Origin of the sequence: Devosia sp. 919 (assembly GCF_013185965.1) — a bacterium.
In the GTDB taxonomy this organism is placed as follows: domain Bacteria; phylum Pseudomonadota; class Alphaproteobacteria; order Rhizobiales; family Devosiaceae; genus Devosia.
In genome coordinates, this window is sequence record NZ_JABAOL010000003.1 from 1 (window position 1) to 23894 (window position 23894).

Annotated in this window: 20 protein-coding genes and 1 tRNA gene; 9 read left to right on the forward strand and 12 right to left on the reverse strand. The window is 63.9% G+C overall.

The window, feature by feature from the left end; genetic code table 11:
• Positions 1-308: 308 nt before the first annotated feature.
• The 7 genes from HRQ64_RS18390 to hemC all read right to left on the reverse strand — a co-directional run bounded on the left by HRQ64_RS18390 (position 309) and on the right by hemC (position 11064).
• The gene (locus HRQ64_RS18390; RefSeq protein ID WP_172125516.1) at positions 309-3728 is read right to left on the reverse strand and encodes an N-6 DNA methylase; all 3420 of its coding nucleotides are present in this window, start codon (positions 3726-3728) and stop codon (positions 309-311) included.
• A 1164-nt stretch (positions 3729-4892) separates the two neighbouring features.
• A tRNA-Thr gene (locus tag HRQ64_RS18400) sits at positions 4893-4968 on the reverse strand.
• 473 nt (positions 4969-5441) lie between these two features.
• Positions 5442-6371, reverse strand: coding sequence for a tartrate-resistant acid phosphatase type 5 family protein (locus HRQ64_RS18405; RefSeq protein ID WP_172125520.1), 930 nt, complete (start codon positions 6369-6371; stop codon positions 5442-5444).
• 110 nt (positions 6372-6481) lie between these two features.
• Positions 6482-7852: a heme biosynthesis HemY N-terminal domain-containing protein gene (locus tag HRQ64_RS20410; protein ID WP_172125522.1), complete on the reverse strand. Its 1371-nt coding sequence runs from the start codon at positions 7850-7852 to the stop codon at positions 6482-6484.
• Positions 7849-9366, reverse strand: a complete 1518-nt coding sequence (locus HRQ64_RS18415; protein WP_172125524.1) for a hypothetical protein — start codon at positions 9364-9366, stop codon at positions 7849-7851. The genes HRQ64_RS20410 and HRQ64_RS18415 overlap by 4 nt, the downstream gene beginning before the upstream one ends.
• 25 nt (positions 9367-9391) lie before the next feature.
• The gene (locus HRQ64_RS18420; RefSeq protein ID WP_172125526.1) at positions 9392-10126 is read right to left on the reverse strand and encodes a uroporphyrinogen-III synthase; all 735 of its coding nucleotides are present in this window, start codon (positions 10124-10126) and stop codon (positions 9392-9394) included.
• The gene (gene hemC / locus HRQ64_RS18425) at positions 10123-11064 is read right to left on the reverse strand and encodes a hydroxymethylbilane synthase (RefSeq protein WP_172125528.1); all 942 of its coding nucleotides are present in this window, start codon (positions 11062-11064) and stop codon (positions 10123-10125) included. Before hemC ends, HRQ64_RS18420 begins: the two co-directional genes overlap by 4 nt.
• A gap of 78 nt (positions 11065-11142) precedes the next feature.
• Between hemC and tsaD the strand changes: the two genes are divergently transcribed.
• The 4 genes from tsaD to HRQ64_RS18445 are packed head-to-tail and all read left to right on the forward strand — an operon-like array spanning position 11143 to position 13910.
• Positions 11143-12198 (forward strand): tRNA (adenosine(37)-N6)-threonylcarbamoyltransferase complex transferase subunit TsaD, encoded by a 1056-nt coding sequence (tsaD, locus tag HRQ64_RS18430; RefSeq protein WP_172125721.1) that lies wholly within the window; start codon positions 11143-11145, stop codon positions 12196-12198.
• Positions 12188-13174, forward strand: a complete 987-nt coding sequence (locus HRQ64_RS18435) for an NAD(P)H-dependent glycerol-3-phosphate dehydrogenase (RefSeq protein WP_172125530.1) — start codon at positions 12188-12190, stop codon at positions 13172-13174. The genes tsaD and HRQ64_RS18435 overlap by 11 nt, the downstream gene beginning before the upstream one ends.
• A gap of 3 nt (positions 13175-13177) precedes the next feature.
• Positions 13178-13471 (forward strand): YciI family protein, encoded by a 294-nt coding sequence (locus HRQ64_RS18440; RefSeq protein WP_127754694.1) that lies wholly within the window; start codon positions 13178-13180, stop codon positions 13469-13471.
• 4 nt (positions 13472-13475) lie between these two features.
• On the forward strand, positions 13476-13910 hold the full coding sequence (locus HRQ64_RS18445) for an EVE domain-containing protein (RefSeq protein WP_172125532.1): 435 nt from the start codon (positions 13476-13478) through the stop codon (positions 13908-13910).
• Positions 13911-14299: 389 nt separating this feature from the next.
• Here HRQ64_RS18445 and HRQ64_RS18450 read toward each other — a convergent pair whose 3' ends face one another.
• The 4 genes from HRQ64_RS18450 to dapF form a co-directional block, all read right to left on the reverse strand.
• Positions 14300-14917 carry a septation protein A gene (locus HRQ64_RS18450; RefSeq protein WP_172125534.1) on the reverse strand — a complete coding sequence of 206 codons (618 nt, stop codon included), beginning with the start codon at positions 14915-14917 and terminating at the stop codon, positions 14300-14302.
• Between the two features lie 105 nt (positions 14918-15022).
• Positions 15023-16303, reverse strand: a complete 1281-nt coding sequence (gene ftsY / locus HRQ64_RS18455) for a signal recognition particle-docking protein FtsY (protein ID WP_172125536.1) — start codon at positions 16301-16303, stop codon at positions 15023-15025.
• An 84-nt stretch (positions 16304-16387) separates the two neighbouring features.
• The gene (gene mtaB, locus HRQ64_RS18460) at positions 16388-17653 is read right to left on the reverse strand and encodes a tRNA (N(6)-L-threonylcarbamoyladenosine(37)-C(2))-methylthiotransferase MtaB (protein WP_172125538.1); all 1266 of its coding nucleotides are present in this window, start codon (positions 17651-17653) and stop codon (positions 16388-16390) included.
• Positions 17653-18504, reverse strand: a complete 852-nt coding sequence (gene dapF, locus HRQ64_RS18465; RefSeq protein ID WP_172125723.1) for a diaminopimelate epimerase — start codon at positions 18502-18504, stop codon at positions 17653-17655. The genes mtaB and dapF overlap by 1 nt, the downstream gene beginning before the upstream one ends.
• Before the next feature lie 311 nt (positions 18505-18815).
• Between dapF and HRQ64_RS20525 the strand changes: the two genes are divergently transcribed.
• The 5 genes from HRQ64_RS20525 to fumC all read left to right on the forward strand — a co-directional run bounded on the left by HRQ64_RS20525 (position 18816) and on the right by fumC (position 23579).
• Entirely contained in the window at positions 18816-20018 is a 1203-nt protein-coding gene (locus tag HRQ64_RS20525; RefSeq protein WP_172125540.1) for a GNAT family N-acetyltransferase, read from the forward strand.
• Entirely contained in the window at positions 20015-20959 is a 945-nt protein-coding gene (locus tag HRQ64_RS18475) for a cupin-like domain-containing protein (RefSeq protein ID WP_172125542.1), read from the forward strand. The genes HRQ64_RS20525 and HRQ64_RS18475 overlap by 4 nt, the downstream gene beginning before the upstream one ends.
• A 93-nt stretch (positions 20960-21052) precedes the next feature.
• On the forward strand, positions 21053-21733 hold the full coding sequence (locus HRQ64_RS18480; RefSeq protein WP_349236750.1) for a transglycosylase domain-containing protein: 681 nt from the start codon (positions 21053-21055) through the stop codon (positions 21731-21733).
• 143 nt (positions 21734-21876) lie between these two features.
• Positions 21877-22056 carry a 50S ribosomal protein L32 gene (rpmF, locus tag HRQ64_RS18485; protein WP_127754686.1) on the forward strand — a complete coding sequence of 60 codons (180 nt, stop codon included), beginning with the start codon at positions 21877-21879 and terminating at the stop codon, positions 22054-22056.
• Positions 22057-22178: 122 nt separating this feature from the next.
• Entirely contained in the window at positions 22179-23579 is a 1401-nt protein-coding gene (fumC, locus tag HRQ64_RS18490) for a class II fumarate hydratase (RefSeq protein WP_172125546.1), read from the forward strand.
• Between the two features lie 40 nt (positions 23580-23619).
• Here the strand turns inward: fumC and HRQ64_RS18495 are convergent, their stop codons facing one another.
• Complete coding sequence (locus tag HRQ64_RS18495; protein ID WP_172125548.1) at positions 23620-23889, reverse strand: hypothetical protein; 270 nt, start codon at positions 23887-23889, stop codon at positions 23620-23622.
• Between the last annotated feature and the right edge of the window lie 5 nt (positions 23890-23894).

Sequence of the window (23894 nt, forward strand, 5' to 3'; positions counted from 1 at the left end):
ACACAGCCAGCTGTTGTGACGGAAAGAACGAGATGCTAACTTCAAGAAATTGAGGCAGATCAAGGGTTCAGCAGGTCCGCTAAGCAGTGCTCAGTTGGTAGAGCACATCATTCGTAATGATGGGGTCAGGTGTTCGAGTCACGCAAGCGGCACCAGATTTCTCAAGCACTTAGCTCAGTCCGCAAGAACCTTGGACGCCTCTGGTCACAAACCAGTCACAGGCGGCGCTTCTCCATGGCTACAATTCGCAGGCGCCCACACAACCCCAGTTGCGCTCGTTCCTCCCTAAAGGGACTCCCACTTAACCGCTAAGCTTCTTCATTCGCGCTCTCTAGGCCTGCGTAGATTGAGGATACGGCAGCATCGAGCTTCGCTTGTAGGACGGCACGGCGCTCTGATATTCTCACCTGTGTATCGGCACCAGCAGTCCATCGAATATCCTGCCGGAATCGACCACCCGTCGCCGCTTGCCTCTCAAAACCAAGTTCCGCCATGCGATGGCGACTCTCATCGGAGAACTCGGTCTCCTCCAAAATCGTGCCAGACTCCGCCAATATGCCCAGACGCGTTAGGTCCCGCATGGTGCGAGCGTCGTCCACTAAGCTCAGCACAACGTCCATATCCATTTTGTCATGATCAAGAGGGATATTCATCGAGTTTGAACCGCCACCTATAAGATACTCGTTCGCGGTGGAGGAGTTGTAGATGGCAGCGACGTACAAGAGAAAATCTTCTTCGTTCAGCCCTTCCTGTTCTAGACGTCTAAAGAGTGATTGCGCCTCCCTGCCTAGATTAAGGGACCCGCCGAACAATCCACCGTCGCTAGGTATGGTTACGCCGGTATAGTTCAGCTGTTGCCGTGTCCCAGCAGCTTTTAAAACCAACCAACGTTCGGTCAGCACGAACGCCTTGAGGCCTGCCTCAGGATTAGTTGAGGTAGTGAATACCAGCTTCGGCGAGATGCCGTGAGAAGCCGCGTCACGCCATTGGTTAGATGTGCCCCAACCAGCCATGCGGCCATCATGAACAGCTCGCTCAAAGGTAAAAGCGGGTTCGTAGTAAATCCATTTGGTCATTCTGGCGTCTGGGTACCATGCACTCGCGCGTGGTGCCGAACCGGTTATCGCCTGAACGAACTTACCATCATCAAAGACGAGCGCATTGTCCACGATGCACTGAACTACCGCATCGAGCTTGCCCCGTTCGGCCTCATTGGCTCGGATATCCTGCGCGATACCATCAAGGATTTGCTCTGCACGAGAACCGCCGGCTGCAGCGCGAAAAACTCGTTGCAGACGATCGGCAATTACCGCTCTGTCGGCATTCTTCAAGAGCTTGTCAAAACCTGTAACGACGCCGGGCCACTTTTTGACAAATACGCGTCGCGGAGCATCGATCATACCAACCGGTGCTCTCAAAACCAGGGATACAACTTCCCGAGCTGGCAAGAAATTGAACTGACGGTTCCGTGTTGGTTGATGAGGGGCAAAGTCTCCCAGTTCACCACTAATGAGCACAGCAAACCGCGGATCAGCTTCTGTTCCGAGCAGTCGATCTTCCCCCGTTATCAACGGCCGCAAATCGACATACTGGATCGGGTCAGCTTCTTCAGCCGTCTCCAAGTTTTCGGTGAGGCGCTCAAGCACAATGATCACAAAAGAGGTGCGTGGACCTACGTCCCGAAATATAAACCTCCCTAAATGAACGAGCTTCCTCACGCGGTAGCGGCGTAAGATATCCTCCCGGAAATATCTAAATGAGGGCCCGTAGCAAAAACTGTCAGATACCACGAACGCGATTAATCCTTGGTCGCGAAGGTAGTGATCAGCAGCAGCAAAAAACCAAGCATAGTCCTCGCGAATAGCGTTTTCTTGAGCCCGCGCGTTCAAGGTAGAGGAACGAAGTAAAGGTGGAAACTCCTCCGCCATCTGACGTAATGTGCGATTGGAGTTGTGCTTGTAAGGAGGGTTGCCAATGATCAATGGAAAGCGAGACTGCTGCTTTACCTTCTCGCTTAGCTCGATCCTCTTCAACAGAAAGGATTTCACTCCTTCATCGACAAACAGATGCAGCAGACTCCTTAGGTGAGCGCCATTTCTTGGATCTAAAGCATCAGTGGGGTACAGGTTGAGCGTTCCTACTTGATCAGCCTCCTTCCGGTCGAGAAGACCCAGAGCAGCCAAGTACAAATTCACTTGCGCGACACCAATTACCTGCGGCGCAATATCAAAGCCATTAAGGCTCTCCCAGAACTTCGTCAGTCCTGCAGCTTTGAGCTGGCGAGCTCCCTCGATTAGGAACGTCCCGGAACCAACACTTGGATCAAGTACCAGCAGCTCGCTTGCAGGACTCTTCTCGAGCGCGATCTGCATTGCTACGCGCCACATATATCGAACGATTGGCATTGGCGTATAGTATTGCCCAAGCTCACGACGCTTGCGGCGGTCTACCCGTTGCGCGTAAATCTCGAAGAAGCGGCCCAATAAATCGCCATCAAGAACGGCGAAACTGTTCGAGAAGAAAAGCTCTAGGAGGCGCCTAAAGATGGTTGGGTCTACAAGTGGCGCAAGCCAATCATAAAACCTTCCGGTGGCGGCTAGGTCGCGCACGGCGAGATTTTCTGACTGTCCTAATCTCGCCAATGCGGCGAAAAAGGATGCAGGTAGCAGCTCTGGAGGTGTGTTATCAAATTGGTCGCTATGAAAAACCCACGCCGCTTCCGGGATAAGGGGGGGGTCTACGTCAATGCAGAAACTGTCTTCAATTGTCTTTACCGCAAACAAGCGTCCAATCAGGGAATGAATACTAGCAGAGACAAAGCCCTCAAGTTCTTCGGCGAAATGCGTTTGTAAGTGCTCGTTTGCCGCCTGTGCAGACATTCCACCGTGCGCAGACATAGTGAAAACCATGAGCGCGCTGCGCGCGGCGGGGGGTAATTCGCCAATCTCATGTGCATCAAGACTTGCTGAGGCGAGTACAGTACTGTGCGTTGCCCCACCCTCTGGACCTACAACAAGGTCCGCTAAATCACTTGCTAGACTATCCAAGTCATCGGCGCCGCCCAGCACTCGAACATCTAGAATCGTAGACAGAGGAGGTGGGATAAGGGCATCAGGCGTGAGGTGGCTTTCCACCCAGCTGAGCCAATCCTTCCCACCGTCTTTGCGTAGATCGAAGTCGAAACTATCCTGTATCGCGGTGTAGCGTGCTTCGGGTGTTGCTAGGGCATTTTCTAGTACTAGCCGCCGCAACGACGTCGTTATCGGGACCACCAGCAACTGCTCAAAAGTGGTGAGCATGAAGTACTGCACGCGAACAGCGTGTGCCTGCACGTATGGCACGAACTTATCGTACCAGAGGTTGTCCTGCACAAGCGCGGCCGTAAGGCTTGTGAAGGCGGAAAGTTCGGCCGGTTTTTTAGACTCGATCACCACTTCGGCTGCAATACCGAGTTCAGCTGAGGCCAAATCGGCATATAGCGCAATGTCTGGACGCTTGCGGTGGTTGCTCCCTGCTCCCGTGTCGAGCACTCCGGTCACGCCAAATTCAGTGAAAGCGTTCTTTAGGTTCGATGAGAGATCATTCTCGCTTCGGTTGATTTCAGCCGAACTTAGGCGCCCGACAAGCTCCAGAAATTCATGTGCCCGGCCCAAGTTGTCTCCTTCCAGTTTCTTTGTTTCCGACACATCGCTGAAGAAAGCTCCCCATCGCGCACCCGTGGTGTGCACATCGGCCTACCAACCTACGAGAGCGTTAAAGCATTGGATCGGAACGGGAGAACTTGCGCAACCCGCCGCTCCCATCTCTATAGGTACAAACTTGCTGACTAGAAGTTTACTTAGCAAGCCAGCTTCGCCGCTACTCGTGCTACGTCTGGATGAGAATACCTTCCCAACTGACTCAAGGTGCGGTGCCCACTAATGAGTTGTACTTCTGGGATCGTGAGTCCCACCTCAAAAAACCTGCTTATCGCCTCGTGGCGGAGGTCGTGAAACCGAAAAGTCACCCCGGCCCTTTTACGAGCTCGCGCGAATGCCAGTTTGAGGCAATTGGCCGTTAATGAGAGCACGAATTCCGAGTCGTGAGGGAGCGATCTGAGTAGCTCCGCTATCTCTCTTGTAATCGGTATGGTCCGAGCCCTCCCATTCTTGCTTGTTCGAATAGTGATCGAGCAGCGGGATAGGTCCACATCTTTCCACTTGAGGCTCAACAGTTCGCCACGTCGCATCCCGGTCCCTAGCGCGAGCATAATTGCAGTGGGAACAGAGGCGTTTGATTGCGTCTGTGCAGCTGCAAGTACGTTCTGGATATCGAATTCGGAAAGTCGGTCCGTTGCGCCAATGGGCACGCTTGGAAACCGCACCTTCTCCACTTCCTGCACGGGGCAGCTCCAGCCCCATTCAGTATGCGCTACCTTCAAAGCATGTCGCAACACGCTTAAGTGGCGCACCACCGTAGAGGGTTTTGCTACCAACAAACGCTCATCCCTGAACTTGGCGATGTCTTGTGCCTTGAGATGCGTAAGCAATTTGGTAGACATTTCATGTCGGCGCAAAACTCTGAGCATGAAAGTTTCAGTACTATCCGCCCGTTTCATCGGGATGACGTCTTGCTCGTAGCGATCCAATACATCGTTTAGCGTGCGGCCAGTCCTGTCGCGGGGCCGCAAATCTCCCGTATGATAAAGGTGCTCCTGAGTGTTTGCCCAAGTTGTGGCATCACCTTTGTTTGTGAAAGTTCGGCTTACCGGTGCATGTCCCGCATGTCGTATTTGGACCTGCCACTTGTTGTTCCGCCTGCGAATTGTAGCCATGGAGAAGCGCCGCCTGTGACTGGTTTGTGACCAGAGGCGTCCAAGGTTCTTGCGGACTGAGCTAAGTGCTTGAGAAATCTGGTGCCGCTTAGGTGACTCGAACACCTGACCCCATCATTACGAATGATGTGCTCTACCAACTGAGCTAAAGCGGCAACGCAGGCGGAGATAGCAGGGGGCGCGGGGGTTTGCAAGGGTTGCTGCGTGGGGGGCGGGCAGGATCTGTGCGCGGCCGTGTTGCGGCGTTGCAGCAGCGGGGCGGGGTGGACGGGGGGACTTCTTGCTTCCTGCTTCTCTCAGGAGGGGACGGTGGGACTGGGGGATGGCTCGGGGCCAAACGGCCCCCTCCCCGGCCCTCCCCGCGAGGGGGAGGGTGGGGATCGGGGCTTTCGTCGCGTTTTGCTTCAGTAAGGCCCTGTGGCGGAGGCGGCGGCCCTCGTGGGGTGTTGAGGGAACCCCCTCCCTTGATCCCTCCCCACAAGGGGGAGGGTTTCGCCTGCGGCTCTGGTGGAAAAGGGAGTTTTTGGATGGTGCGGAGGCAGGGCGGATACCATCCCGGACAGCCGCTCGAGCAAGGCCCCCAGGCGAAGAGCGAGGGTCGAGGGTTGCGTTGCAGTGACCAAAAAAATCAGGCGGGGATGGTGGCTTGGTGGAGGGGGGTGCCGGTTTGGTCGATGAAGGTGATCTCGAGGCGGTCGCGGGCGAGGGTTGCGGATAGAAAGCCGAGGGATGCGGCGGCAAAGCCTGGGGGCTCGACGGGGGTGACGGGGCGCTGTTCGGCGCCGCCGCCGCTGGTGAGGAAATGGATGCCGTCGCGTTCGGCGTGTTCCAGATTGTGGTCGTGGCCGTTGAGATAGATTTGGACGCGGTGGCGTTGCAGGATGGGGAGGACGCCTTCGACGAGGGCAGGGCTATCGCCATGGGCGCCGTGGGAAAATACGGGATGGTGCCCGACCACGATCTTCCAGCGGGCGGTGCTGGCGCCCAGCATCGTATCGAGCCAATCGAGCTGGGCGCGGGCGGCGGCGCCGGTGAAAAACCAGCGATTGGCGAAGTTGAGGTTCACAAGGCCCGTGGTGTCGAGGAAAAAGAAATCGGCGCCAGTGCCGTCGATGAGGCGGTATTGCTCGACATAATAGCGGGCGGGCAGGGTCCAGCGGTCGCTGCGCAGGGCATAGGCGAGCTCGGCATCGGGCTGGCCGCCGTAATCGTGATTGCCGAGCACCACATACCAGGGCACCTGGAGGGCCGGATCGGCATAGATGGTTTCAAAGGCCGCCTGCCAGAGCGGATCGGCGGTGTCGGCGACGCCGCGATCATAGAAATTGTCGCCGGTGGAAATGATGAAGGCGGCGGCGCGGGTTCTGGCTTCCTGCGCCAGTTGGGCGGCGACGGTGGTGGCATCGGCGAGGGCGCGGGGCTGGCCCCAATCCCCCAGAGCGAGGAAAGACAGGGTCGCGGGAGCGGGCGGCGCGGCTGCGCGGGCGGGGCCGAATAGCCAGGGAAGCGTGGCAAGGGCACCGGCGCCCCCAAGGAACTGACGCCGCGATGCACTCATAAGCCCGATGCTCCCATGGGGCGGGCCCATCAAGCCCCGACTGACGTCGGAGCGGGGCGGCGCCGGGAGGCCATCCTCAGCCCCGATCTGGGCGGGACGGTGGCGGTCGCTTACTGGCTCGCGGGTTGGGGCAGGGGCAGGGGATCGGCGGCGACGGCGGGCAATTGGCTCGGTGCGGTTTCAACGGTCGGGCGGTGCACGGCGGTGACGGGCACTTTCCATTCAAAGGCGTCGAGGCGGCCCGAAACGGGGGAAATGGGCTCCCATTCGTCTGAGGTGATGCCATCGGCGGTCCAAACCGGATCGCGCGGGGCGCGCACGGCGCGAGCGAGCCATTCGCGCGCCTTGCCCTGATCGCCATTCTGGCCTTCCTCGATTTCGGCCATGAGGGTGCAAACGCCCTGGGTGGCATCGGGGCCGTTGAAGGGGGCAAGGGCATTGCGGGCCAGCGGCCAGTCATAGGCATCGATGGCGGCGCGGGCGAGCACCATGGCGGCGGCGCGGGTGGTGGGCGGGGTTTCGATGAGTTCGCGCACGCGCTTGAGGCGCTCGAGCGCGGAAGCGCCGGGCTGGGCGTGGGCGTAAAGGGCGGCGGCATCGGGGTGGCCGGTGGCGCGCCAGATGCGGCGCAAGAGGCTCATGGCCTTGCGGGTTTCGCCGCGGTTGATGTGGATGCGCGCGGCAATGAGGGCGGCGGGCACGAAATCGGGCAGGAGCTTGAGGGCGGTCAGCGCATGGTCGAGCGCGAGCAGGGGATCGGAGTTTTCCGCTTCGCGGGCGCGGGCGGTTTCGATCACGGCCTGGCGGCGGCGCTTGACAGCGCGTTCCTCCCTATTGGCGACGGGCTCGGCATTGACCATGGCCACGGCTTCCGCCCATTGGCCGTTGCGGGTGAGATCATCGAACACGGCGGAGGCCGCCCAGCCGCTGGCGGGCGCGAGGGCAAGGGTTTTGCGGGCAAAGGTGAGGGCGGCGTCCGAGCGGTTCTGGGCGCGGGCCTGGTCGTAAAGGCCGGTCAGGGCCGCCACGGCGGTTTTTTCGCTGGCGATGAGGGCACGGTAATGCTCGCGGGCGGCGGACATGTCCCCGAGCGCGAGATCGGCGCGCGCTTCGAGCAGCTGGGCGGCGGCATTGCCCGGCAGGCGCGCCTGGGCTTCGCGCGCCAGGGAGCGGGCGCGGGCGGGATCACCGGACTGCAGGGCGATAAAGGCGTCCGACAGTGCGTCGACACCCTGCTCCTTGCGGCGTTCGCGACCCCGGCGGGCGAGGGAGCCGGGGGTGGCCAGGACGCGGCTGACGATCGACCAGACGAGGATGATGAGCGCGGCCACCAAGAGCAGCATGAAGATGGCGGCGCCCAACTGGGGCTGCATGCGATAGCCCGCGACTTCAAGGGTCAGCGTGCCGGGCAAGGCGATCAGCCAGGCGATGCCGGCGGTGATCAGGAGGCTCGCGACAATCCAGGAGGCAAGTCGGATCATGATGCGGCCTCGCCACTCAGCGCCTGGGCCCGCAGGGTATCAAGGAAGCGGGCCGCTTCCGCTTCGGTTGCAACCAGGGTTGGCACGTCGCCCGCGGCGGCGCGCATCGGCTCGGGCAGTTGGGCAAAGAGCGCCTCGGCAGCGGCCCAATCGCGACGGGCGATCGCGGCTTCGAGGCGCGTGACGATGGCTTCGGGGTCATCGCCTTCACGCTCGCCCACCGGACGGATGGCGACGGCGGAGCGCAGCCAATCCAGCGCGCCCTCGGCCCAGCCGGCCTGTGGGTCGGCGGGGCGGCCGGCGAGAATGGCGGGCAAAACCTCGTTGAAGCGCTGCGCCACCTGATCGGGGCGGGCAATACCGGTGGCAGCGCCGTTGGCAATGGGCAGCGGGATGGAGACGGCCGGCAGCGCGGCGCGCAGGGCACCCAGCTCGGCCTCATAGGGGCGACCGGTGCTGAAAGCGGCTTCGAGGCCCGAAAGGATCAGGGGCAGCTGCAGCACGGCGCCGATATCCTCGGGCTGGCCGGCGAGGGTCGCGGTGGTTTGCGCGACGGCGGTGTCGAGATTGCGCAGATTGGCTTCGGTGGTGCCGAGGCGCGCGGCCAGTTCGTCAACGCGCGGCGGCAGGGCGTTGAGTTGGTCGACCTGGGCCGGGAGCGTTTCAAGCTGGGCAACCTGCGCCGGAAGGGCGCTGAGCTGTTCGACCTGAGCGGGCAGGGCACTAAGTTGCTCGACCTGCTGGGGTAGGGTGCTGAGCTGGTCCACCCGATCGGCGAGGCCAGCAAGGTCAGTGCGGAGCGCCTCGAGGGCGGCCGGATCGGCCGGAACTGCAGCGCCAGGGGGTGCAGCAGGCGCTCCGGGAGCAGCGGCGGGAGCGGCGGGGCGGGCGTCGAGTTCGTCGATCCGGGTCTGGAGGGCGGCGATCTGGGTTTCGATGCCGCTCAGGTCCACCGGTGCCGCAGCGGGTTCGGGGGCGGCCGGCTCGGCCGTTTCCAGTTCGGCAATGCGGCTGTGGAGCGCTGCCAGCTCGGCCTGGGTGGTTTGGGTGACGGTTTCGAGCTCGGGAATGGCGCTGGCGAACTGGGCGAGACGCGGATCCTCGGGCGCCGGCGGGGGCGTGGGCAGATCGGGGGTGGGCCAGAGGCCGGCAAAGGCGAGGCCATAAGCGGCGGCAAGGCCGAGCAGGCCCCCGCCAACAACAGCGCCGGCCGTGGCGCCGGTGCGGGAACCCGACCCGGCCGTTGTGGGGGCAGGAGCCGCGTCGCGGGACGAGCCCAAGGGCGAGGACTTGGACGAGGATTTGGGCGTCGGGCCGGGTTGGGGCCGCTCAGCCTTGCCGCTGTCGCTGTCACCGGGGCGCGCCTTGAGGTCGAGCACGGGCGGCTTCACAGGCCCGGTGCGGGTTTCGGCCGGCTTGCTGTCCTGGGGCGCAGCGTTGGGGGAGCCGGCATCCTTGGCTGCGGGATCGGCCGGATTGGCAGTGCCGTTCTTGGGGTCGGTATCGTCGGCCATCAGCAGGCTCCCTGTGGTTGTCCGATCATGGCGCAGTTTGCTCGCGGGTGAAAGCCAGGGCCAGGGCCATCATGGCTTCTTCACTCGGATGATCAGCCAGCCCGATGCGGTTGAAATGGGCCGAGATCAAGGGCTCGGCCACGGCTTCCGAAAGACACAGCATGGTGGAGGCGCTGCGCTCCTTGTGGTCGAGCTTGCCTTCGAGCAGCTCAACGAAGATTTCGGCGGTGCGCCGGGAATAAAGCAGCGTCGCATCGATGCTGCCATCGGCAAGCTGCCTGATCACCGGCTCGGGCAGGGCATCCACCGCGACCATGTCATAAACGCGGGTGGTCACCACCATGAGCCCGAACGGGGCCAAGGACTTGCCGAGGTCGTGGCTCATATGCTTGCCGGCGGGATAAAACACCGGACCATCAAGGCGCGCGCGCACCAGGGCATTAACCAGCTCGGTTGCGGTGCCATCGGCACTGACCACGTCGGTGCAGCCCATCTGGCGGGCTTCCCAGGCGGTGCGGTCGCCCACGGCAAAGACGGGCAGGTGAATATAGTGCTCGAGGGCACCCCGATCGTCGAGGGCACGCAGGGCATTGGCCGAGGTGACGGCCATGGCGGCAAAGCCATCCTGCGGCGGCAGGCTGGAATCAAGGGTCAGCCGGGTCATCAGCGGGGCAACGAGCCCGATTATTCCTAGCGCTTCGAGCCGCAGCAGGGTGGATTGCGCATCGGGCTCGGGGCGGGTGACGAGCATGGTGGTCATGAGCGGGCCCATTGCGCGAGCCATTCAGTGCCGGCCTGGGCGACGAGGTCTTCGCCCACGGCGCGGCCAAGCTCGGCCGTATCGGTGCCGGTGGCGGCGCTGTCAAAGGCCATGGTGCCATCAAGGCTGAGAATCTGGCCCTTGAGGGTCAAGGTGGTCCCATCCCAGACGGTGCGCGCGCCAACAGGTGTGCGGCAGGAGCCATCGAGCACGGCGAGCATGGCGCGTTCGGCCTCGACGGCGCGGTGGGTGGTGAGGTGATCGAGTGGGGCAACGAGCTCGGCCGCGCGCGCATCGTCGCTGCGCACGGCTACGCCGATGGCGCCCTGGGCGGGGGCGGGCATGTAGATATCGGGATCAAGCAGCGCGGTGGCGCGATGGGTTTCGCCCAGGCGGTTGAGACCGGCAAGGGCCAGCATGGTGGCATCGGCGATGCCATTGGTGAGCTTTTCGAGCCGGGTGCCGACATTGCCGCGGAAGGGGACAATGTCGAGATCGGGACGCTGGCGCAGCACCTGGGCGGCGCGGCGAATGGAGGAGGTGCCGAATTTGGCGCCTTCGGGCAGGGCATCGATGCCGGCATAATGGACCGAGATGAAGGCGTCGCGCACATCCTCGCGCTCGAGGAAGGCGGCGATGCGGATGCCCGGGGGCAGGCGCGTCGCCACATCCTTGGAGGAATGCACGCCGATATCGACGCGGCCATCGAGCATGGCGTCGTCGATCTCCTTGGTAAAAAGCCCCTTGCCACCGATATCGAGCAGGCTGCGATTGGTGGCCTGGGTGCGGTCACCGGCGGTGGAGATGACTTCGATGGCGATCTCCTCCTCGGGAATATGGTGCAGCGCGCCCAGCCGGCTGCGCACCAGACGCGCCTGGGTGAGCGCCAGCGGGGAGCCGCGGGTACCGATCCGGAGGAAGAACTGGGACGATTGCAATTTCTTGGCGTCCTATAGTAGGCAGAAGCTCCCGAGGGAGTAGACCAGTTCAACGTGACCGGGCAAGCGCAAGCGACCATATTGGGCATAGAGACCAGCTGCGACGAAACCGCCGCAGCCGTGGTTGTGCGCGAGCAATCCGGCAAGGGCGTCATTCGTTCCAATGTCGTGCGCTCGCAACTGGATGAACATGCAGCCTTTGGCGGGGTCGTGCCCGAACTGGCGGCGCGGGCGCATGTGACCTATCTCGACCACATCATTGCGCAGGCCTGCCGCGAGGCGGGAATAGCGCTCGATGAGGTGGATGCCATTGCGGCAACGGCCGGGCCGGGCCTGATCGGGGGCGTGCTGGTGGGGCTGACCACCGGCAAGGCGCTGGCCGCCGCGCTGGGCAAGCCTTTCTTGGCGGTCAATCACCTCGAAGCCCATGCGCTGACGGCGCGGCTGACCAATGGGGTGCAGTTTCCTTATCTGATGCTGCTGGTGTCCGGCGGGCACAGCCAGTTCGTGCTGGTGCGGGGCGTCGGCGATTATGAGCGCTGGGGCACGACCATCGACGATGCGCTGGGGGAGGCCTTCGACAAGGTGGCCAAGCTCCTCAGCCTTGGTCATCCCGGCGGCCCGGCGGTGGAGCAAACGGCGCTCGCGGGCGATCCCAAGCGGTTCCGCTTTCCCCGGCCACTGCTGCGCGAAGCGCGGCTCGATTTTTCCTTTTCCGGGCTCAAGACCGCGGTGCGGCTGCAGGCCGAAGCGCTGGCGCCGCTGAGCGACCAGGATGTGGCCGACATTGCCGCGAGCTTTCAGGCCGCGGTGGCCGAGGTGGTCGCAGTGCGGGCGGGACAGGCGCTGGAGCGGTTTGCGGCCGAGTTGCCGAGTGCCCCGCCGGTGCTGGTGGTAGCGGGGGGCGTGGCAGCCAATCGCAGCATCGCCGCGGCACTGGACGCGGTTTGCCGCAAGGCGGGGGCGCAGCTGGTGGTGCCGCCGATTGCGCTGTGCACCGATAACGGGGCGATGGTGGCTTGGGCCGGGGCGGAGCGGTTTGCGCTGGGCGTGCGCGACGGGCTTGATGCGGTAGCGCGTCCGCGCTGGCCGCTGGATCTGCCCGACATGAAGGTGACGCCCGATGCGGCTTGAAACAGCCCTGGTGGTCGGGGGCGGCGCCTGGGGCACGGCCCTGGCGCAGGCCGCCGCCATGGCGGGTCGTGGCGTGACGCTCCTCGTGCGGGACGCGGCGCAGGCCGAGGAAATCAACAGCGCCCACACCAATGGGCGTTACCTGGGCGAGCAGGCGCTGCTGCCCGGATTGCGGGCAGTGATGACCGCCCAGCCGGCAGACTTTGTGATCATGGCTGTGCCGGCGCAGGCGACCCGCGCCGCCTTGCGCGGGCTGGATCCCGCGCTGCTCGCGGGCAAGCCGGTGGTGCTGAGTGCAAAAGGGCTGGAAGCGGGGAGCCTGCAGCGGCAAAGCGAGGTTTTGCTGGAGGTGGCGCCCGAGGCGGTGCCGTTCGTGCTGTCGGGCCCCAGCTTTGCTGCCGATGTGGCGGCGGGGCGCCCGACCGCGGTGACGCTGGCGGGGGATGATGCGGGGGACAGCTCGGCGCTGTCCGCAGCGCTGGCCGGCCCGCATTTTCGCCCCTATGCGGCCGATGACCGGATCGGGGTCGAGGTGGCGGGCGCGCTCAAGAATATTTATGCGCTGGCTTGTGGCGCTGTCGAGGGCGCGGGGCTGGGGTTGTCGGCGCGTTCGGCGCTGATCGCGCGCGCTTATGCCGAAATGTCGCGGCTGGTCGTGGGCATGGGCGGCTCGACCCGCACGCTGACCGGCTTGGCTGGATTGGGCGATCTCTGTCTGACCTGCACCTCGCCGCAATCGCGCAATTACCTCTTCGGCATTGCCCTGGGGCAGGGACGCACGGTCGCCGAAATCAAGGGGGCGGGCGCCAAGCTGGCCGAAGGGGTGGCAACGACGCCCGTCGCGGCAGCGCTGGCGCGGCGGCTGGGTGTCGATGCGCCGCTGGTGGATGCGGTGGACCAGGTGCTCAATCAACACGCCGGAATTGAAGATGTGGTGGCGGGCCTGATGTCCCGGCCGCTCAAACGAGAGGACTGAACTATGCTTTACGCCATGATCGCCAAGGACAAGCCGGGTACGATGGAGCAGCGGCTCGCGACGCGCCCGGTGCATCTGGAGCATCTGGAGAGCCTTGGGCAGACCCTGCGGCTCGCCGGTGCCCTGCTCGATGAAGCCGGCCAGCCCGAGGGCTCGCTGATGGTGGTGGAAGCCGAGAGCCTCGAGGCCGCCACGGCGATGTTCATGGCCGATCCCTTCATCAAGGCGGGGATTTTCGGCAGCTACGAGATCAAGCCCTGGCGCGTGGCGTTCGACCACATGTCGCCCAAGGCCTGACCCGGTGGCCTATTGGCTGATGAAGTCGGAGCCAGATGTGTTCTCGTTTGAGGACATGATGGCCAAGACGGCGCGCGGCGAGCCCGAAGCCTGGCATGGCGTGCGCAATTATGCGGCGCGCAACAATATGCGGGCCATGCAGATCGGGGACGAGGCGTTTTTCTACCACTCCAATATCGGCAAGGAGATCGTGGGGATCATCCGGGTGATCGCGCTGGCCCATCCCGACGATACGGCCGAGCTCAATGCCAAGGGCGAGGTGGTGTGGGAATGCGTGGATGTGGAAGCGGTCAAGCCGCTGCCGCGGCCGGTGACGCTGGCGACGATCAAGCAGACGCCCGAGCTGGCCGAGATCGAGTTGTTGAAGCTGTCGCGGCTGTCGGTGTCAAAGGTGCGGCCCGAGGAATGGGAGCTGATCTGCCGGATGGGTGGGTTGTAGTTTTTCAGCCATCACGCGCGCGGGTGGGCCTTCACACCCGCCCCTCAAGGGGGGTAGGCGGGAGCCGCGGGATTATTGCTAAGCTTTTGGGAGCGCTGAGGCGGCAGGTTCGCACTGCTGGCGGCGCGCGGAAAAATCTCGGCATGGGCCCCGGCTTGGGGCCGGGGTGACAATCGGGTGTTTGGATAGGCTTGTGGGTGGGCTGATGGACCCCCACCCCTTGGCCATTCGAGCATAGCTCTCATTGCCTTCTCACCTCGGAGCGCTCCACTGGAGCGCTCCGCCGCCTTCGCGGACGGCTCGAAGCCCCTCAAGGGGGAGGGAGGGCCGGGACCTTGCGCCCGGTGCGCTTGGCCCCAGGCCGTGTCACAGAGGCCAAGTGACCAAAACTAGGTTTCGACGACCACCGGGGGGACATGGGTGGGCTCGCTCGAGGGGGCGTATTTGTTGAGGAGGCTGAGCTGGCTGAGGGAGAACAGCACAGTCAGTGGCATCACGCCCCAGACCTTAAAGGTGACCCAGAAGTCGGTGGAGAAATTGCGCCAGAGCACTTCGTTGATGACGGCAAGGACGAGGAAGAACAGGCCCCAGTTGAGGGTCAGCTTGCTCCAGCCTTCGGGGCGCAGCTTGTAGACGTCGCCAAAGACGTATTTCAGCAGCGATTGGCCAAAGAGGAGGCCGCCCAGCAGCACCGCGGCGAACAGGCCATTGGTGATGGTGGGCTTCATCTTGATGAAGGTTTCGTCCTGCAGCCAGAGCGTCAGGCCGCCAAACACCAAGACGACCACGCCCGTGACCAGTGGCATGACCGCGATCTTGCGCAGGATCAGCCAGGAGGCAAGGAGCGAAACGACCATGGCTCCCATGAACCAGGCGGTGGCGGCGAAGATATCGGCGCGGCTGTTGACGATAAAGAAAACGACCAGCGGCCCCAGTTCGAGACCGAGCTTGATCATCTGAGGCCGAAGTTCGTCCCAGGCGATCTCGGGTTCGGCTTGGTTGGGCATTGTTGCATAACTCTTGTTACTTGCGCAGCAGTCTGGGGTGAGTTGCCCGAAACGGCAAGGGATCACTAGGACCTAAGCATGGTGATAATTAGGCTGAGGGCCGGATTATTCCCGGCCCGCTATGGCGCGCGCGAAATCGGTGGCGGCAAAGGGCTCGAGATCATCGACCCCTTCACCCACGCCGATGAAGTGGACGGGCAGGCCGAAGCGCCTGGCAATGGCGACGAGAATGCCGCCGCGGGCGGTGCCATCGAGCTTGGTCATGACGATTCCGGTGATGCCGGCGCGGGTGCCAAAGATCTCGGCCTGTTTGAGGGCGTTCTGGCCGGTGGTGGCATCGAGCGTCAGGAGCGTGGCGTGCGGGGCGGAGGGGTCGACCTTCTTGATCACGCGGATGATCTTTTCGAGCTCGTTCATCAGCTCGTCGCGGTTCTGCAGGCGCCCGGCGGTATCGATGATGAGGATGTCGCGCCCTTCGGCCTTGGCTTGCGTGACCGCATCAAAGGCGAGGCCCGAGGCATCCGAGCCCGCGGGGCGCGACACGACGGGGGAGCCGGTGCGCTGGCCCCAGACCTGGAGCTGCTCGATGGCGGCAGCGCGGAAAGTGTCGCCGGCGGCCAGGAGCACGGAGCGGCCTTCGCCCGTCCATTTTTGCGCGAGTTTGCCGATGGTGGTGGTCTTGCCCGAGCCGTTGACGCCCACCATCAGCACGACAAAGGGCTTGTGAGTGGGATCGATGTGGAGGGGCACGGCGACCGGGGCGAGGACCTTTTCCACTTCGGCGGCGAGCACGGCGCGCACATCATCGCCGCTGACCTCGCGGTTGAAGCGGTCGCGGCGCAGGGTGTCGGTGATGGCGGTGGCGGTGTCGATGCCCAGATCGGCCTGGATCAGCACGTCTTCGAGTTCATCGAGCGTGGCGGCATCGAGCCGGCGCTTGGTAAAGACGCCGGTGATCGAGGAGGTGAGCTGGTCCGAGGAGCGCTTGAGCCCGCTCGACAGGCGCTGAAACCAGCCCGTGCGCACGGGCTCGGCGGTGGCAGGCGCGGGCACGACGGGCACGGCCTCGGGCACGCCTTCGGCCAGATGGGCGGCGGTGGCGGCTTCGGCTTCCTCCTCGAGCTCCTCCACATAGGCGGGGGTGGTTTCGGGCGGGCCGGGGAGGAGCTCGTCAGGTGCAGTGGTGTCGGGCTCGGGTTCAGGTTCAGGCGTCGGCGGCACCGGCTCGGGGGCAGGGGCCTCGAGCTCGGGCTCGGGCGTGGGTTCAGGGTCCTCGGGCAGGGCTTCGGGGGGCGCGGGGATGGGCTCGGCGGGGGTGGGCTTGGGTTCCTCGCCGATGATTTCGCCCCACAGGCGCTTGAAGAAGCCGGGTTTTTCTTGTGCCATTGTTGTTGCTCCTCAAGCTTTTTCTTGTGCGGCAGCAGGCTGCGACAGGCGCAGGATGCGGGGGCAGGCGAGTGCGTCGGGCGCTCAGGCAGCGGCCTGCAGCGCCTCGCCAACCAGACCTTCGGGCGTGGTGCCCGTGATGCGAACGGCGAGCAGGTCGCCCGGTTGCGTGCCAGGGACGGCGACGGGCATGAACTGCTCGGTGCGCCCGAGGCCCTCGCGCTCGACCAGCACGTGCTCGATCTGGCCGACCCGCGCTGCGGCGAGCGCGGCCCATTGCCGGTCGCCGGCGGCGCGCAGGAGGGCCGCGCGTTCGCGCGCCACGGCTTTGCTCACCTGGGGCATGCGCGCGGCGGGGGTGCCGGGGCGCGGGGAATAGGGAAAGACGTGGAGATAAGTCAGCCCCGCCTCGGCCACGATGGCCAGCGTATTGGCGAACATGGCGTCGTCTTCGGTGGGGAAGCCCGCGATGATATCGGCGCCAAACACCATGTCGGGGCGCAGGCTGCGCAGCTTGTCGACGATGGCGAGCGCATCGGCGCGGCTGTGGCGGCGCTTCATGCGCTTGAGGATCATGTCGTCGCCCGACTGCAGCGACAGATGCAGATGGGGCATCAGGCGGCGATCGCCGGCGACCACGTCATAAAGCGCTTCGTCGGCCTCGATGGAATCGATGGAGGAAATACGCAGGCGCGGCAGGTCGGGCACATGGCGCAAAATGGCCTGGGCGAGCTTGCCCAGGGTCGGGGTACCGGGCAGGTCGCCGCCATAGGAGGTGATGTCGACCCCGGTCAGCACCACTTCCTTGTAGCCATTGGCGACGAGTTTTTTGCACTGATCGACGACGAGGCCCATGGGAACTGAACGGGAAGGGCCGCGGCCAAAGGGGATGATGCAGAAGGTGCAGCGGTGGTCGCACCCGTTCTGGACCTGCACGAAGGCGCGAGCGCGCCCATCCATGCCCTCGATCAGATGGCCCGCAGTTTCCCGCACGCTCATGATGTCGTTGACCTGGACCTTGTCGTTGAGCGGGGTGCCAAAGACCATGGGCGCGTAGCTTTTGGCCTCGAGCTTGTCGGCATTGCCGATTACGAGATCGACCTCGGGCATGTCGCCGAACGAGCGCGCTTCGGTCTGTGCGGCGCAGCCGGTGACGATGATGCGCGCATCGGGATTGTCGCGCCGCGCCTTGCGCACGGCCTGCTTGGCTTGGCGGACGGCTTCGGCGGTGACGGCGCAGGTGTTGACGATCACGGCGTTATCGAGCCCGGCCTTTTGCGCTTCGGTCTTCATCACCTCGGCTTCAAAGGCGTTGAGGCGGCAGCCAAATGTGAGGGTTTGAACTGCCATCAGGCGGCGGCCTCGCTGCGCGTCCAGGCGCCGGTAGCGGGATCGAGGGTGCCGGCCCATTCGGTTTCGGCAGGGCCGGTCAGCACCACATGATCGTCCCCACGCCATTCGATGACGAGATCGCCGCCGGGCAGGGTGACGGTCGCCTTGCGGGCGGTGCGGCGGGTGCGGGCGCCATTGACCACGGCAGCGCAGGCGGCGGTGCCGCAGGCTTCGGTCAGGCCCGCGCCGCGCTCCCAGGTGCGCAGCACGATGCGATCGGGCGCGAGGACCTGGGCAATGGAGATGTTGCAGCGCTCAGGGAAAATAGGGTGGTTTTCGAGCATGGGCCCGAAGCGGTCGAGCGCAAAGCCCCAGACATCGCTATGCACCCAGAAGGTCGCATGGGGATTGCCCATGGACGCGACCGAAGGGGAATGGAGCACGGGCGCATCGATCGGGCCGATCTGCAGCTCAATCTTGCGGGTATCGGCAAATTCCTCGGCCAAGGGGATTTCGTACCAGGCGAGCTTGGGTGTGCCCATATCGACGGTGATCGAGCCATCGGGATGTTCGTCGCCGGTGAGGAGGCCCGCGACGGTTTCGAACACGAAACTCGTGGTGCCGGTCTTGGCGGAGAGCGCCTGAACGACGCAGCGCATGCCGTTGCCGCAGGCCTGGGCGCGCGAGCCATCGGAATTGATGATGTCGACCAGCGCCGCGGTGCCGGGGATGCGGGGATCATGGAGGGCCATGATCTGATCAAAGCGAGTGCCGGGCGTGGCGTTGATGGCAATGGCCGCTTCGGGCGTGATGCGGCCGGCGCGGCCGCGCAAATCGGCCACGATGATCTGGTTGCCCAGCCCATTCATTTTCCAAAACGGCACGCCGTCCACGTTCGGCCTCGCTGCCCAGTGTTGTTGCAGGGCCCTATATGGCGGATCGGGCGGCAAATTGCCAGTGCGGCGCCATGTCTGGACCAGGGCGGGCAATGGAGGTGGCCTGAGGGCCGATTATTACAATTAAGATTGAATTTAAAAGGGTTTACCGCAAGATCGGCTTAACCAAGCAAGCAGCCAAAGCGCGTCACGCTCACCCTTTTGCGATAAAAGGCGGGCGTCGGAACTAAGCCGTTTGGCGGATGGTGAGCAGGCGCGATGGTTAACTGCCAGGGAGAGCTGGAGTGAGCGGGCGAGCAATGGCGCCCCAACTGCTCACGCGCGCCGGTGCCCGGCGGCACAGCCATGCCCAGCATGTGCTTCGCCTGCCGGTGGCGCAGGTGCCGCGCGCGCCCTGGGAGGCGCTTGGCGGCCGCAGCCTTGAGCCCAATGGATTTTTCGATCATGGTTTTGCCCAGGCGGCATCGCGCCATGCCTGGAACGGGCGGGGCAATGATGCGCTGGTGGCGTTTGATGGCGCCAGCCAGGGGCGTATGCTGGCTTTCCTGCCGGTGGTGAGCGCCTGGGCGGCGCTGCGCCTACCGGTGCCGGCGCTGGTGGCCCGGCAACCCTATACAGTTTTGTCGAGCCCGCTGCTTGATCCTGAGCGGGCGGTGGAAGCCGCCGGGGCGCTGATCGATGGTGCGGCAGGGGCGGGCGCCCATCTGCTGGTGTTGCCTTTTGCCCGGCTGCAAGGAGCGACGGCGGACGCGATCGCCGAGGCCTTGGCGCGGCGGGGCATTGCGCCGGCTGAGGTCGACAATGCCCATGAGCGCGCCGCCTATGCATCGACGGGCGACGTCGAGAGCTATCTGCGCGGCGGCATGGGGGCCAAGCGGCTCAAGGAAATGCGCCGGTTGCGCCACCGGCTGGACGATGAAGGCGCGGTAGCGTTCACCGTTGCCGACCGGCCCGACACCATTGCCCCGGCGGTGCAGCGCTTTCTTGCGCTTGAAGCCAGCGGCTGGAAGGGCAAGCAGGGCACCGGCCTCGCGCAAGCGCAGGGCGATGCGCGCTTTGTCGAACTGGCGGCGCTGGATATGGGTGCGCGCGGTGGCTTTGAAGTGGCGGAACTGCAGCTGGATGGACGCACGATCGCGGCAGGGCTGGTGCTCAAGGGTGCAGGCCAGGCGCTGTTTTTCAAGATTGCTTATGACGAAAGCATGGGGCGGGTGTCTCCGGGCGTGCAGCTGACGCTCGAGATGACGCGGCGCTTTGCCGAGAACCCCGAGATCAGTTTTGTCGACTCCACCGCCGCCGCCGGGCACCCGATGATCGACCATATCTGGCGCGAGCGGCTGGCCGTGGGCGACCTGCTGATTGCAACCCGCCCCAATGATCCCCTCGCTGCCGGTATTTCCCGGCTCGTGATCGGGCGCCGCCGCGCCCGCGAGCGGGCCAAATCGCTTCTGTTGTCTCTTCGAAACCGCAAGGAGAAACGCTTATGACCAGCCTTTTGACTGCGCCTAACTCTGCCTTCCAATCGCTGTTTCCGCTGAAGCCCTTTCGCATCACCCATGGCCTTGTGGGCGATCCGCGGCTGACGCTGCCGGCGATCCTCGAACTCGTCAAAGCGCTGCCGCGCGACCGGATCGAATATAATTCGGGCAAGGCGGCGGTGAGCCAGGATCCGTCCACCACCCCGCTGGTGGAACTCGACCCCGAAGAGGTGATCAGCCAGATCGAAACCGCCGGTGCCTGGATGGTGCTCAAGCGCATCGAGCATCACCCCGCCTATAAGGCGCTGCTCGAGGACGCGCTGATGTCGGTGGCATCAGCGCAGGGGCACAAGAGCCTTGCCGATGCCGGCTTTTCCGACATCCAGGGCTTCTTGTTCGTGTCCTCGCCCAATTCAACGACGCCCTTCCATCTCGACAGCGAAGACAATTTCTTTGTGCAGATCCATGGCGACAAGGAATTTGCCGTCTACGACAACGAGGATCGCTCCATTGCGAGCGAGGACCAGATCGAGCATTGCATTACCAAGCACCGCAATCTCAAATTCGAGGAGCGGTTCGTAAGCAAGGAAATGCTCAATGCGCTCAAGCCCGGCGAAGGGGTGTTCGTGCCCTATCTCTGGCCGCACTGGGTGCGCACCAAGGACAGCTATTCCATTTCGGTGGCAATCACCTGGAAGACCGCGGCGGTGAAGCGCCGCAACGATCTTTACATATTCAATTCCATGCTGCGTGGCCGCGGCCTGCCGCAACAGGCGCCCGGCAAGCAGCCGGCGCTCGATGCCGCCAAGCTGGCGGTGTTCGGCACGGTCAATGCGGTGGTGTCGCCCTTCCGCAAGAGCGAGGCTATTCGCAAGCTGGTGCGCTCGGTGGTGCTCGGCAAGGACGCCAATTACTACTACCGCGCCGGCAAGGCGCAGAAGGCCAAATAGCCGCGCCCAGGCCGCAAAGGCTTTGCCCACGGCCCTGTCTTGGGTAAGGCAGGGTTTATGGCAAGTGCGCGCAAAGCAAAAGGCTGGCGGCGAGTGCTGCGCTTGGGAGGCGCAGCGCTCGCCGTGCTCGTGGCCATTCCGCTGCTGCTGACGCCGGTCTATCGGTTCATCGATCCCGTATCGGTGCCGATGCTGGAGCGTTATCTCACCGGGCGACCGGTGGTGCGGCAATGGCGGCCGATCGATGATATCTCCGACCGGCTCAAGGCCGCGGTGATCCTGTCGGAAGACGGGCTGTTCTGCCGGCACGGGGGCGTGGATGTGAGCGCGCTGCGGGCCGAAGTCGACAATTTCCTTGACGGCAAGCCGGCGCGGGGCGCGTCCACCCTGTCCATGCAGGTGGCGCGGAACCTCTTTTTATGGAACGACCCCGACCCAGTGCGCAAAGTGCTGGAAATTCCGCTGGCGCTGTATCTCGACCTGGTCCTGCCTAAAAAGCGGATCATGGAAATTTATCTCAATATTGCCGAATGGGGGCCCGAAGGGCAGTTCGGGGTGGCGGCGGGAGCGGAGCGCGCCTTTGGCCGGGCACCGCAAAACCTTGATTGGCGCACGGCGACACTGCTCGCCGCGGCACTGCCCAACCCCATGCTGCGCCAGCCCGGCAAGCCCTCGCGGGGCATGGTGCGCATCGCCGGGATCGTGCAGCAGCGGGCACAGCAATTTGGCGAGCGGGCGGCCTGTGTGGGGGAGGGCGGGCAGCTGGCGCTGTGAGCGCGGAATGCGCCAGCGGGCTTGCGAAAAAGGCTAGGCAAGCCCGCGGACTTGCTTTATAGAGCCCGTCAATCCCGCAGAGAGCAACACGTCTCTGGGCCGCTTCTGGCGGCGCAACGATATCGAATATTGGAGTTTTTGCCATGGCAGTGCCAAAACGAAAGACCTCGCCGATGAAGCGTGGCTTCCGCCGTTCGGCCGATGCGCTGGCCGCACCCGCCTATGTCGAAGACAAGGACTCGGGTGAGCTGCGTCGTCCGCACCACGTTGATCTCAAGACCGGCATGTATCGCGGCCGGCAGATCCTCGACGTCAAGAAGTAACGGCGAGCGGCGCCTTGCGCTGGCTTGTCTGAGAGTTTTTGCGGCCGATTCCTCCGGGGATCGGCCGTTTTTCGTTTGCAGTTGCCGCGAAGGCGGCACCAAGGACCACCGGAGTTTTCCCAATGAGCATGCGCGTTGAATCGGATTCCATGGGCACCATCAATGTGCCCGGCGACAAGTATTACGGCGCGCAGACGGCCCGAAGCCTCGCCAATTTCGATATTGGCGGGGAAAAGATGCCCAAGGAGATCGTGGTCGCCTTCGGTATCCTCAAAAAGGCAGCGGCGCTGGCCAACCACAAGCTCGGGCTCCTCGACGAGGCAACGCGCGACCTGATCGTCGCGGCCGCTGACGAAGTGATCGCGGGCAAGCTCGACGAGCACTTCCCGCTGGTGGTGTGGCAGACCGGCTCGGGCACGCAGAGCAACATGAATGTCAACGAGGTGATCTCCAATCGCGGCATCGAGCTGGCGGGTGGGACCATGGGCTCCAAAAAGCCGGTGCACCCCAATGACCACGTCAATATGAGCCAGTCGAGCAACGACACCTATCCGACCGCCATGCATATCGCGGCGGTCGAGGCGCTGGCGAACTATCTGTTCCCGCGGGTGGAAGTGCTGCGCAATACGCTGGCGTCCAAGTCGGAAGAATTCATGGATGTGGTCAAGATCGGCCGCACCCATCTGCAGGATGCCACCCCGCTGACGCTGGGCCAGGAAATGAGCGGCTGGGTCGCCCAGATCGACCTCGCGCTCAAGGCCATCCGCGCGACGCTCCCCCAGCTTTATGAGCTGGCGCTGGGCGGCACGGCCGTGGGCACCGGGCTCAATGCCCATCCCGAATATGCCGAAACGGTCGCGGGCGAAATCGCATCGCTGACGGGGCAGCCCTTTGTCACCGCGCCCAACAAATATGCCGTCATGGCCGGGCACGACGCCTTTGTGGGCACCTCGGGCGCGCTCAAGCAGCTGGCGGCGGCGCTGATGAAGATTGCCAACGATGTGCGCTGGCTCGCCTCGGGTCCCCGTTCGGGGCTGGGGGAGCTGACCATCCCGGAAAACGAGCCGGGCTCCTCGATCATGCCGGGCAAGGTCAATCCGACGCAGTCGGAAGCCATGACCATGGTGGCGGTGCAGGTGATGGGCAATGACGCGGCGATCGGCTTTGCCGCCTCGCAGGGCAATTTCGAGCTCAATGTGTTCAAGCCCGTGATCGCCTACAATTTCCTGCAATCGGTGCGGCTGCTGGCCGATGCGGCGCGCTCGTTCAACGACAATTGCGCCATCGGCATCGAGCCTGATCGCAAGCGCATCAACGAGCATCTCAACAATTCGCTGATGCTGGTGACCGCGCTCAACCGCAAGATCGGCTATGACAATGCCGCCAAGATCGCCAAGAACGCGCACAAGTCCGGCACGACCCTCAAGGAGTCGGCGGTGTCGCTGGGGCTGTTGACCCCCGAAGAGTTCGACGCGGAAGTGAAGCCCGAAAGCATGGTCGGGCCGATCCAGCTCAAGAAGTAAGGAACATGGTTGGGGGCCCTGCGGGGCCCCGCAGCTTTTTTCAAACCACGAGGGTCTTGCGGTAGCCCTGGGGCAAGCGGCGCACGGCCATGCGGGCGCTGTCGGCATAGGCGTGGAGCGCGCCTTCCACCGAGCCGCGCCGGCGCGAGCGCTGGGGCGGCAGATGGTGCCGTTCGGCGAGGAGCTGGCTGACAAAGGCGGCAGTGGTGGCGGTGCGCTCGAGCGAGGGCCGGGGCGCGGGCGGGCCGATCAGGACCGGCATGCCCGGGGCAATCTCGAAAGTGCTCTCGCTGTCCTCGCCCAGTGCCATTGCGC